Raw genomic sequence first — 11,640 nt, forward strand, 5'->3', positions numbered from 1 at the left:
TTAATTAATAGTTAATGATACTGGGGCCAATAACTCCATATATCCTTCCCAATATCCTAATTCCAAATCGTCTGGATTGTAAATGTTACTGCCACATTCAGCACATCTGTAATGCCCTCCGGTTTCATATACTGATTCACTTCCACAGTATGGACAGGTCAAGACATATCCTTCTGAACTATCAAATTCCTTGTTGTTGAGACTATTTGTCGCTTTGGAATTTCCTGAACTGTAATCACGGCCATGGCTGGAACTTGAAGATGAGGAAGATGATGAATATTTATACTCATCATTGCTGGAACTGGTGTCTTCAGAAGACTCTCCATAACTTACTACATCATCTCCAAAAAAATCAAATTCATGACCCTTCAAATAACCGTTATGATTAAGATCAGCTCCCTCAAAGAATCTTTTAAGTGTTGAATTATCTAAATAAATCCAGTTCACTTCTGTAATTTCTTCAAAGGTTACCTTGCCATCGGCATTTGAGTCCAAATAATTAAAATCATCAGGATAGTATGTTCCAAAACTTTCAGCAAATCCAGCGTAAATTAATGCAGCTGCTAAAAAGAGAACAAATAGAACTATAGGTACATAGCAACAGCAGACCTTTAATTTATTCGGTTCTTTATTATTTGCTTGATTGCTTGTTTGATTAGAAGAATAATTTAAAGAATTATCCGTTGTTGAGGCACTTGAAGAGGTGGAACTATTATAAGTGCCTAATTTTGCACCACAATCAGCACAAAAAATAGCCTCATCAATGTTTTCCTTTCCACAATGAACACATTTTTTCATATTTCCCCCTCCAATATAAAATTTAGCTATTCAATGATTAAAAAAAAGTAAATTATTAAGTCAAATTGTTAAATATCAATGGTTAATGTCACTTCATCCCCATCTTTGAAATTGTATTTGTCCCTTAACTTGTCCTTGGATATGAATTCCAAATAATTCTCATCATGAGTTGTCTTGTCTGGAAATACAATGGCTCCTTCAATGTCCTTGTTTAGATGAGCTCGAATATACCTTACTGCACCGAATCCTTGATCTGGCTTTATAAGATTCTTGCAGCTGTTTTTCATTAATCTTACATCCTCAAGCTTATCCTCTTCCACAATGAGGTTCAATGTTCCAGGAAACGGGGTGAATCCGCATTTTTCCTTGAATTGGTCCTTATAGAAATCCTGGCCTAAAAAATATGCTGCCTTTCCCAATCCTGTTGTGACTATTCCTGTAATTTCCATTATAATCCCCATTAAAATATAAAAAATTTAAGAAAATAATTAAATAAAAATGTATTTATTCAAGTGACCTTAGCTGAACAAAAGAATCCTTATCGCTTGAAACATAATTTCTTATTGAAGTGCTGTTTCTATTTGAAAACTCTATCATTCCATCCTTTCCATCAAAGCTGAATGTGAGATTTCCATTCTTGACATCATCATAATCAAATGTGCACATTATGCTTCCATCATATGAAATTGAATAGCTTGAACCGTTTTCAAAGTTTCCAACTGAAGATAGGATTGATTCATTTCCTAAAGTCAAATTGAAGAATGTTGCATTAGTTGATTTTGGACTGATGTCAAATTCAACGAATCCTTCCATTACATCACTTAAGTTATTGAATTGAATATTATGCATTACGGTTATGTTCTGGAAAACTTCTGTCAAGTGACTGTTTGGTATGACCTCACCATCAGAGAGATCCAATTCGCGTTTTACCCTTGAAGGCAATCTGAATCTGTCTCCATTATCCCCTTCTTTTGTGCCGTTTATAAGATATGACTTGCCGTCAATGATCATTGTATCGTTTTCAGTCATTTCCAGCGTACTCAATGCATCATGAGGAACCCTCAATATGTCTGTTTCATTCTCTAAAGCACTGTCGATGGTATATGGTCCTCTTACAGAAATGGTTTGCTGGTTATGGTCAGATGGAGCGTAAACGAAGTTTCTTGAAGTAAGCTCTACTGAAATTTTTCCATCATCGAAACTCGCTGCAGATAAGAATGTGGAAAGCATCAATATCAAAATCAATCCTGCGACAATCAATGGGAAATGCATTCTTACAAATGATTGCAATGAGGCCCGAGTATTGCTTTTCTTAAGAATAGGTATGGACCTTCTAATGATACGCAAGAAATAAAATATAGTCAGAACAACACCGATAAATGCAACAAATACAGAGATTAATACAGGTATGAATGGTACGAAGAATATCATGAAAAGTCCTAAAATGATTAAGGACAATCCCATAATGGCCATTCTAATATAGTTTCCCAATTTGTCCATCATAGTGACACGGCCGTATTCCACAGCTCTGTCAATAATGGTTCTTACAACCTCATTAGCCATCTTGTTTAAATCGGCAAGTGGGGACATGTCATGGCAAATGTCTCCAATATCAACTTCCAAAATCTTTATTCCGTGAACATCAGCATCAAGTACAATACCAACATCCACACCGTAATCCTTTTCAAATCTTATTTTATTCAATGCAGAGCGCTTACCTGCAAACTGGCCGCTTAAAGGCTGTTCATAATCAAGCTCTGGGAAGAAGAATCCTAAAAGAGGCTTTGCAGTAAGCTCTGTTACACGGCCGCTTTCCCTTGCAAACTTGGTTTTTGTAATGTCAGTTCTATCCTCGAGAATCGGCCTGATAATCTTATCGATCTTTTCTGAAGTGAAGTTTGAAACGTCTGCATCAATAAAAGCTACAATATTTCCATGAGAGTATTTAAATCCTGTCTTGATTGCTGAACCTTTACCTTCATTCATTATGTGACTTATTACAGTAGCTCCAGCATTTTCCGCTTCCTCTACAGTCCTGTCAGTGGATCCATCATCAACTACGATAACCTCATCTACATATGACAACTTGCGAGCTACGCTTACCACTTTAGCGACGGTAGCCTCTTCATTGTATGCAGGAATAACTATGGATACTGATTTGTCAGAACCTTTAGTTGTTTTGATTGAAGCAAGCAAAAACACTAAAATCACTACTAGCCAAGACACTTTTTCACCTCTTTAAATGAATTGATTTAAAATCTCATAGAATTTCAAAATACTATAATATTATTATTATGTTTTAAGAATGTATAAACCTTATTATTTTTTTTAAAAATTAGACGGATTAAGTTCGTAATTATTGAAATGAAATAGTCAAAAATAGCTATTGAAAATGCTTGAAAATTATTGAAAAAAATCAAAAAACAGCGATGAAAAGGGTTGAAAAAGTTATTTAAAACTAATGAAAAAACGGCTATTGAAAAGGCTTGGAAAAGTTATTTAAAACTAATGAAAAAATAGCTATTTAAAAGGTTTAAAAAAATTATTGAAAATAATAAAAAAAGAAAAAAAGAAAGTTATCACAAAAGTGATAACTATTTTTCTACAACTAGAGTCCGAAGAATACGTATAATGCGAATATGATTACCATAATCCACATAATCCAACTGAACTCTTTAGCTTTACCGGTAGCAATGGATGCAATTGCGTAAGTGACGAATCCCCATGCGATACCTAAGGAAATGGAGTAGGTTAAAAGCATCATGATGATTGTCATGAATACGGAAGCAGCTACAACCATGTTGTCCCAGTCTACTTCTTTTAATTGTACAATCATTAAGATACCTACAATTACTAATGCTGCAGCAGTTACAGAAGAAGTAAACAATGCTAAAACGGTAGGAGCAAAGATAAGTGCGAGTAAGAAGAAGATACCGGTGAATACAGCGGTTAAACCAGTTCTACCACCAAGACCGATACCGGTTGCACTTTCTACGTATGCAGTTAAGGTTGAAGTACCTAAAATAGCACCAATGATTCCACCAATAGCGTCCCCAAGGAAAGCTTTGTCAATACCTTCAGCTTTACCTTCTTCATCAACGAAACCACATTGATTTGCTAAAGGAATTAAGGTTCCAGTAGTATCAAAGAAAGTCACGAATAATAAAGAGAATAAAATCATGATTAAGTTAGGGATGTTAGAGAATAATTGGGTGAATCCAGTTGCAAATGCACCAACTACAGAGGTATCAAAACTGAATGATACGAATTCTGCAGGAATTGCAGGCATAATAGGATCTCCAGCACCGAAACCGAATAAGGTAAAGATTACACCTAAAATTGCAGTTATTACTAAACCAAGGAATACAGCTGCAGGTACTTTTTTAATGTATAAGATTAAGGTAAGCAAGATACCAATTACTGCTAAAAGTGCAGGAGCGGATAAGATGGTACCCATACCTACTAAAGTAGCAGGGTCAGCTACGATAATTCCAGCACCTTTCAATCCGATAAATGCTAAGAAGAAACCAATACCAGCACCAATTGCTAATTTTAAGTCAAATGGAAGTGCATTGAGAATAGCTTCCCTTAAACCGGAAATGGTAATTAATAAAAAGATTATACTTGAAACAAATACAGCTGCAAGTGCAGTTTCCCAAGTGTTACCCATAGTTAAGATAATTGTATAGGTAAACAATGCATTCATACCCATACCAGGAGCAAGACCAACAGGGTATTTGGAAATAAGACCCATGATGATACAAGAGACCCCTGAAGCAAGAGCAGTTGCGAAAAATACTCCTGTTGCAGGCATTCCACCTTCAGCAAGCATAGTAGGGTTTACACCTAAAATGTAAGCCATTGCTAAAAAGGTGGTTAAACCAGCAAGTAACTCAGTTTTTAGATCAGTATTATTTTCATCTAATTTAAAAAATTTGTTTAACATAAAACACCTCAAGTACGAAAACTATTATATGAGATAAAGTTTTCTACAATAATATTTTTATTATTTATCTTTATTAAGTTTTTGATATTTTTGTAATACATGAAGGTGTTAATGAAAACAATTAATAATTGAAAACAAACTCAAAACTTTCTTATATGCCTTCTAAGTCTTCTAAGAGGTTCGGTAATTTTCCAACTTTTGGAATTTAAAATTTCCCTATTTCTGCTTTTGGATTTTTGTAATTTTTCATTTAGCCTTTTGTTTTCATCGCTTAAAGATTTGTTTTCTCTTTTTAAGCCATTGGTTTCCTCTTCTAAAGACTTGTTTTCCCTTTTTAAGCCATTGATCTCATCATTGGCTTTAATTTTATAGTTATACTCTTCAAGGGAATTGGAACTTAAAATGGTGTTGGCCTTAAGTGATGTGTCATTGGGCAATAATTCATTGCTTAAATCCACTGACTTAAGTTCCTCTTTCGCTAAATAAAAATACTCTTCAGGCCTTCCATATATTTCATATGTGATTCTATTGGCCTTGAAATAATCGAATTCCTTTTTGAACTCTTCCATGTAATCTTCAGACAATAGGAAATCCTCAACTATATTGATTATCCTAAAGATATGATCATATTTCTTCAGTCTATTGTTTGTGATTGAACCTGCATTGTCTATTCTATAGCGATAGAGATGCTCTGGAACAAATGAAATTTTAGATGCCTTTAGAAATGTCATTACATGAAACGGAACATCGTTATGGTTCAAGTCATTTGGAAACTTGAAGCATTCATGAGCATCTAAAAATTCCTTTTTGTATAGCTTAAGCCAAGGGGCAAATGGGCCTGTGAAAGGGCCTACCCTATAGTCATGCCAATCGAATGTGAAACTATCAAAATCAGCGCCAGCAAACTGAATCTCTAAGTTAGGGCCTGAGTGAGCGAAAAACCTATTGTCCTTATACTGGTCAAACTTAAAGAATACAATGTCTGAATCGTTTCTAATGGCATTGGAATATGCCTTTTCCAAAGCGTCATTTTCAAGGAAATCGTCTGCATCAAAGAAGTAGACATGATTTCCTGAAGCCTTTTTCATTCCATAGTTTCTTGCAGCTCCCGCTCCCTGATTTTCCTGGGTAAAAACTTTAATTCTTGAATCCGAAGATGCAATGTTTTTTAATATATCCAATGAATTGTCATTGGATCCATCATCAATGCAGATGATTTCAATATCATTGAAAGTCTGGTTAAGAAGGCTTCCCAATGACTCTTCAAGATAATCCTCACAATTGTAAACAGGGACAATAACAGAAATCCTTACCATGCAAACCCCCCAAAAAAACGAAAATGGTTTTTAATTAAATATTATATATTAGTAAAAATAAATATAAATATATTGTAAATTTATCTTGTATATCATATCTTGACCAATATAAAAGGAAAAATTGCAAATTTATCTTGTATATATCATATCTTGACCAATATAAAAGGAGAAATTAAATGATTCCAAAAGTAATGATAATTCTTGGAAGTGCTTCTGATAAGGAAATAGCTCTAAAATCAATAAAGATATTGGAAAAACTTCAGATTCCATATAGTTTAAAAGTCGCTTCTGCTCACAGAACCCATGATAAGGTCAAAAAGCTTGTTATGGACGCTACAAGTCAAGGGGTAGAAGTATTCATAGGAATTGCAGGCCTTGCCGCACACTTGCCTGGTGCAATAGCTGCATATACCCACAGACCTGTCATTGGAGTTCCTGTAGACGGTGCAGTTGGAGGCCTTGATGCATTGTATGCATGTGTTCAAATGCCTTTCCCTACAGCAGTTACAACCGTTGGAATAAACAGGGGAGACAATGCTGCAATACTTGCAGGTGAAATCATCGCAAGCTATGATGATGCTGTTGCAGAAAGGATATCTGACCTGCGTGTTGAATATCAGAAAAAGGTTGAAGCAGGTGAAAAGGAACTTATTGAAAGTCTTGAAGGCGAATACTTCCAGAAAGACTTTTTGGCTGAGGAAAACTATGAGAAGATTGATTTTGAAGAGTTGGAGGACACTCCAGATGTGATGATACTTGCAGGTAGCTATTCCGATATGGAAATAGCTAAAAATGTAGCCATCCTACTTGAAAGAATGCAAATTGAATATAAATTGGATTATATTTCTCCTATCAGACATGCTAAGGACTTTGAATCCTACATGAGCAAAAGAAACAATGCTAAATTATTCATTGCCATTAGCGGATTGTCTGCACTTGTAGCCGGATCTGTTGTTGCTTTGACTGAAAAACCAGTGATTGGCGTTCCATGCTCCAAAAAGCTTGATGGCCAGGATGCATTGCTCACTATGGCCAACATGCCTCCGGGAGTGCCTGTCGGAACAGTTGGAATAGACAATGGAAGAAATGCAGCAATAGTTGCAGGAGAGATTCTTGCAATATCTGATGAGAAAATAGAAGAGAACTTGAAATGGATTAAGTACAAGAATGCTGACTTATGATTATTGAAATTTTAATACTGATAAATTCTGATTAATTAAAAGGGGAGATGAGTGATTTTTATGACTAAAGACATTATTAATGTAATTCAAATTGATGAAGAGCTTGATGCTGAATATGAAGCGGCAAAGGTGCTTCGTAAATATCCAAAGGACACAGTTATGCTAAACAACATAAAGGGATATGACATCCCAGTGGTCTCTGGTATCTGCAATACAAGAGAAAAGATAGCACAATCTCTTGGCTGTCAGGTTGATGAGATCTTATACAAGATTATCGATGGAATGAACAATCCAACTCCTGTTACAAAGTTCATCGACTTGGTGGATGAATACGACAGCAAAAGAGTGGATTTAGGAAAGATTCCAATCCTTACACATTACAAGCGTGATGGTGGCGCATACATTACAGCCGGAGTTGTATTTGCAAGAGACCCTGAAACAGGAATTCAAAACGCTTCAATTCACAGAATGCTTGTTTTGGAAAAGAACAAATTGGCTATCCGTATCGTGCCAAGAAACCTTTACACATACTTCCAAAAGGCAAAGGACATGGGCAAGGACTTGGACATTTCAATAGCTATCGGTATGGAACCTGCAATCCTTCTTGCATGTACCACTTCAATACCAATAGATGCTGATGAAATGGAAGTTGCAAACAGATTCAAGGATGGAGAATTGGAACTCGTCACATGCAAAAACGGTATCAATGTGCCTGAAGCTGACATAATCTTTGAAGGTAAGATACTAATCGATGAAACAGCACCGGAAGGTCCATTTGTAGACTTGACTGACACTTACGATTATGTAAGGGAAGAGCCTGTAATCAAGTTAAGCAAGATGTACATCAAGAAGGAAAATCCAATGTACCATGCAATCTTGCCAGCAGGATTTGAACATAAATTGCTTCAAGGAATGCCACAGGAACCAAGAATATTCAATGCAGTGAAAAATACCGTTCCTACCGTTCAGAATGTAGTTCTTACAGAAGGAGGTTGTTGCTGGTTGCATGCTGCAGTTTCAATCAAGAAGCAAACTGAAGGTGATGGAAAGAACATCATCATGGCTGCACTTGCTGCACACCCATCATTGAAGCATGTGGTAGTGGTTGATGAGGATGTTGATATCTTTGATCCTCAAGACATTGAATATGCAATAGCTACACGTGTGAAAGGTGATGATGATATTATTATCGTGCCTAAGGCAAGAGGATCTTCATTGGATCCAAAAGCTTCTGAAATTGATGGAACAACAACTAAAGTAGGTGTAGATGCAACCAAATCAATTTTAGAACCTGAAAAATTCGAAAGGGTAAGCTTTAGTGAATAAATAAATAATAATTAGGTGATTTTATGGATAAAGTAGGCATTATAGGAGCAGGCAGTTTAGGAACTGCTTTATCTCAAATAGTAGCCCAAAATGTAGAGGAAGTATTTCTATTATCAAGAAGGAAAGAATTGGCAGAAACAATCAATTCCACCCATATCAACTCAGAATACTATCCAAATGTGAAATTAGAAGAGAATATAATAGCTACTACTGATTACAATGACTTGAAAGGTTGTGGAATAATATTCCTATCCGTTCCATCATCTGCATTCAGATCAACTTTATCCACACTTAAAGACTATATCGATTCTGATGCAATACTCGTTACAACTGCAAAAGGCATTGAGTACCCTTCATTGAAAACCATGGGCAAATTGATAGAGGAATACTTCGATGAAGATTATGTAGCTTTATCCGGCCCTAACTTCGCATCTGAAATCGTTTTGAATCTTGAAACCATTTCAAATCTAGCATCAAGAAATAGGGAAAATGCAGTTAAAGTAAAGGAAGTGTTGTCAACACCTAAATTTAAATTGAAAATTATTGATGATGTTGATGGCCTTGAAATATGCGGAATAATCAAGAACATCAATGCTATAGCAAATGGAATTTGCGAAGGAATGAACATCAATGAAAACGCAAGATACGGCATTCTTACAAAAGGCTTTGAAGAGACCAAAAAAATCGTTGAAAGCATTGGCGGAGATGCTTCAACAGCAGAAGAATACTGTGGATTTGGAGATTTGGTTCTTACATCAACTTCAAGCGAAAGCAGAAACCATACCTTAGGTATGCTATATGGACAAAGAATCATTGTAGATGAAAAGGCCAGTGGTATAGTGTTTGAAGGGAAAAATTCAATTATGGCCATAAAAGACATTTGTCGCAATACAAATACTGAGAGTGTGATAGTGGACTTTGTCTATGATGTTATTGTTAAGCAAATCCCTCCAAAAATAGCTTTTAAAAGCTTATGGGACAATATTTTAAATTAGAAAAAATCAATCTTATAAAACATTATCGAAATTAGAGAGGACTTATTATGAAAAAAATAATCACATATGGAACATTTGATTTGTTTCATGTAGGACACTACAATATCTTGAAAAGAGCAAAGGAACATGGTGACTATCTGATTGTTGGAGTTACTGGTGAAAACTATGACATTGGCCGTGGAAAATTGAATGTTCATGACTCACTTGCAACAAGAATTGAAAATGTGGTAAATACAGGATTCGCAGATGAAATCATCGTTGAAGAGTATCTCGGACAGAAAATCGGAGACATTATCAAATACGACATTGATGCATTTGTAATCGGTGATGACTGGAGAGGAAAATTCGACCACCTATCCAGATACTGTGACATGATTTATCTTGAAAGAACAAAAGGAATATCCAGTACTCAAATAAGAGAAGAGAAATTTGACCAGTACGATATTGGAATAATCTGTGACTTTGCAGACGACAATCAGATAGTGAAAGAATCCAAATTGGTCAATGGTTTTGAAGTTAAGAACATATACTGCGATGATGAAGAAGAATTGAACCTGTTCCAGAAAAAATATTCAGTCCCTAATGTTTTTGATGATTACAATGATCTCATAGAGTCCTCAGATATTGTTTACATCCGCTGTTCCATAGAAAAAAGATTCAATTTCATCAAAAGAGCATTGAAATTAGGTAAGCATGTCATATATGACCCTCCAGCAACATTTAAAACATATGAACTGGAGGAACTGATGAATCTAGCAAAGGAAAATAATTTAATATTAATGGAAAACATCAAAATGGTTCATATCTATGTATTCAACCAACTTCTATGGATGACACAAGGAGGATTGATTGGAGACATATTGAGTTTTAACTGTTCAATATCAAAAAATGATGAAACCCGTTCAAACCTATTCTATGATTTAAGTTCCCTAACAATATTGCCTATGTTAAAGATAATGGGTCCAGACTATGAAAATGCTGATTTCCAGGTTAAGAAGGATGGGGACAACATTGAATTTGCATCAATGCACTTCGTATATCCAAACGGAAGAGCTACTATCAATGTAGGAAATGAAATACGTGTTGACAACCAATTGGAAATCATTGGAACAAATGGAACCATACGCATGAAAGGGGATTGGTGGAGGAGCAGAAGTTTCGAACTTCATACACCCGGATCTAGTGAAGTCCAACTTTATAGCACAAATTTTGAAGGAAACGGATTTAAATATTTAATAAGAGAAGTTTCAAGAATGTTATCTAATAACCGTGTTGATTCTAAAAGTATTTTTGAAGATGAATCTATAAAGATTGTCGAAATTTTGGAAGCAATGAAAGAATCATAAGGATGTTTAATTTCTACTTAGGAGTTTTAGTATGAATAAAGCACAAGAAAGATTATTCAATCTTTTAATAGAGATTGATGATTTATGTTCACAGCACAATATTGATTATTGTCTAGCAGGGGGATCCGCATTAGGAGCAATTAGGAATCAGTGCTTCCTACCTTGGGATGATGATATTGATTTATACATTACACGAGATAATTGGAATAAACTATTTGAGGTGGTTAGTAAAAACCCTGAATTATTACCCAAAAATAGAGACTTGGTTTGTATAGAAAACTCTAAATACTATAGAAACCCAATTGCACGTTATATTGACACATCCACAACAAATATTTTCATTTCACAATCCGTCTCCGCAAATACATGTGGTACACAAATTGAATTTTTTATATTGGATCCAATACCTAAAATAGAAGAGGGGCAGGAAGAGCATTTGAAAAAACTAAGAGCATTTTTAGAAATCATTACTCCTAGCTTCCTAACAGAACGTAATATCACATTGGAAAATTATGCAGAACATAAAGACTTAGTATTGAAATATTATGAAAAAATTGATAAAGAAGGACATGAAAAAGTCTTTAGGCAATTATACGACGAATTATTTACATATCCTTTAGAAAAAGCCGATACTTTTTGTATGCGTTGGGGAAAGCGTACCTTAATGCACAAAACAGACTTTTATGAAGGAAAGCGTTTTGAAGAATTGGAAGGAAGAAAATTTCCAGTTGC

General features: G+C 35.1%; 10 protein-coding genes. 5 read left to right on the forward strand and 5 right to left on the reverse strand.

Annotation, left to right across the window (positions count from 1 at the left end):
* From Q0409_RS01360 to Q0409_RS01380, 5 genes are all read right to left on the reverse strand, one after another.
* Positions 1 to 798: a zinc-ribbon domain-containing protein gene (locus Q0409_RS01360; protein WP_298534261.1), complete on the reverse strand. Its 798-nt coding sequence runs from the start codon at positions 796 to 798 to the stop codon at positions 1 to 3.
* A gap of 68 nt (positions 799 to 866) precedes the next feature.
* Positions 867 to 1,247 carry a CTP-dependent riboflavin kinase gene (locus tag Q0409_RS01365; protein WP_298534263.1) on the reverse strand — a complete coding sequence of 127 codons (381 nt, stop codon included), beginning with the start codon at positions 1,245 to 1,247 and terminating at the stop codon, positions 867 to 869.
* 55 nt (positions 1,248 to 1,302) lie between these two features.
* Positions 1,303 to 3,024, reverse strand: a complete 1,722-nt coding sequence (locus tag Q0409_RS01370) for a glycosyltransferase (RefSeq protein WP_298534266.1) — start codon at positions 3,022 to 3,024, stop codon at positions 1,303 to 1,305.
* A 382-nt stretch (positions 3,025 to 3,406) separates the two neighbouring features.
* The gene (locus tag Q0409_RS01375) at positions 3,407 to 4,744 is read right to left on the reverse strand and encodes an NCS2 family permease (RefSeq protein WP_298534269.1); all 1,338 of its coding nucleotides are present in this window, start codon (positions 4,742 to 4,744) and stop codon (positions 3,407 to 3,409) included.
* A 140-nt stretch (positions 4,745 to 4,884) separates the two neighbouring features.
* Positions 4,885 to 6,060 (reverse strand): glycosyltransferase, encoded by a 1,176-nt coding sequence (locus tag Q0409_RS01380; RefSeq protein ID WP_298534272.1) that lies wholly within the window; start codon positions 6,058 to 6,060, stop codon positions 4,885 to 4,887.
* 176 nt (positions 6,061 to 6,236) lie between these two features.
* On the opposite strand from Q0409_RS01380, the gene purE reads away from it, so the two are divergent.
* From purE to Q0409_RS01405, 5 genes are all read left to right on the forward strand, one after another.
* Positions 6,237 to 7,241, forward strand: a complete 1,005-nt coding sequence (gene purE, locus Q0409_RS01385; RefSeq protein ID WP_298534275.1) for a 5-(carboxyamino)imidazole ribonucleotide mutase — start codon at positions 6,237 to 6,239, stop codon at positions 7,239 to 7,241.
* Between the two features lie 60 nt (positions 7,242 to 7,301).
* Positions 7,302 to 8,567 (forward strand): UbiD family decarboxylase, encoded by a 1,266-nt coding sequence (locus Q0409_RS01390; protein WP_298534277.1) that lies wholly within the window; start codon positions 7,302 to 7,304, stop codon positions 8,565 to 8,567.
* A gap of 23 nt (positions 8,568 to 8,590) precedes the next feature.
* Positions 8,591 to 9,562, forward strand: a complete 972-nt coding sequence (locus tag Q0409_RS01395; RefSeq protein ID WP_298534279.1) for an NAD(P)H-dependent glycerol-3-phosphate dehydrogenase — start codon at positions 8,591 to 8,593, stop codon at positions 9,560 to 9,562.
* Between the two features lie 47 nt (positions 9,563 to 9,609).
* Positions 9,610 to 10,908 carry an adenylyltransferase/cytidyltransferase family protein gene (locus Q0409_RS01400; protein WP_298534281.1) on the forward strand — a complete coding sequence of 433 codons (1,299 nt, stop codon included), beginning with the start codon at positions 9,610 to 9,612 and terminating at the stop codon, positions 10,906 to 10,908.
* Positions 10,909 to 10,939: 31 nt separating this feature from the next.
* Positions 10,940 to 11,640 (forward strand): phosphorylcholine transferase LicD (locus Q0409_RS01405; RefSeq protein ID WP_298534284.1); only part of this gene is annotated, 701 nt, incomplete at its 3' end.

Origin of the sequence: uncultured Methanobrevibacter sp., assembly GCF_937898925.1 — an archaeon.
Classification (GTDB): domain Archaea; phylum Methanobacteriota; class Methanobacteria; order Methanobacteriales; family Methanobacteriaceae; genus Methanobrevibacter.

Coding starts and splice junctions, on each gene's coding strand:
- purE (WP_298534275.1), top strand. CDS start 6,237: ATGATTCCAAAAGTAATGATAATTCTTGGAAGTGCTTCTGATAAGGAA.
- Q0409_RS01395 (WP_298534279.1), top strand. CDS start 8,591: ATGGATAAAGTAGGCATTATAGGAGCAGGCAGTTTAGGAACTGCTTTA.
- Q0409_RS01360 (WP_298534261.1), bottom strand. CDS start 798: ATGAAAAAATGTGTTCATTGTGGAAAGGAAAACATTGATGAGGCTATT.
- Q0409_RS01375 (WP_298534269.1), bottom strand. CDS start 4,744: ATGTTAAACAAATTTTTTAAATTAGATGAAAATAATACTGATCTAAAA.
- Q0409_RS01365 (WP_298534263.1), bottom strand. CDS start 1,247: ATGGAAATTACAGGAATAGTCACAACAGGATTGGGAAAGGCAGCATAT.
- Q0409_RS01390 (WP_298534277.1), top strand. CDS start 7,302: ATGACTAAAGACATTATTAATGTAATTCAAATTGATGAAGAGCTTGAT.
- Q0409_RS01380 (WP_298534272.1), bottom strand. CDS start 6,060: ATGGTAAGGATTTCTGTTATTGTCCCTGTTTACAATTGTGAGGATTAT.
- Q0409_RS01400 (WP_298534281.1), top strand. CDS start 9,610: ATGAAAAAAATAATCACATATGGAACATTTGATTTGTTTCATGTAGGA.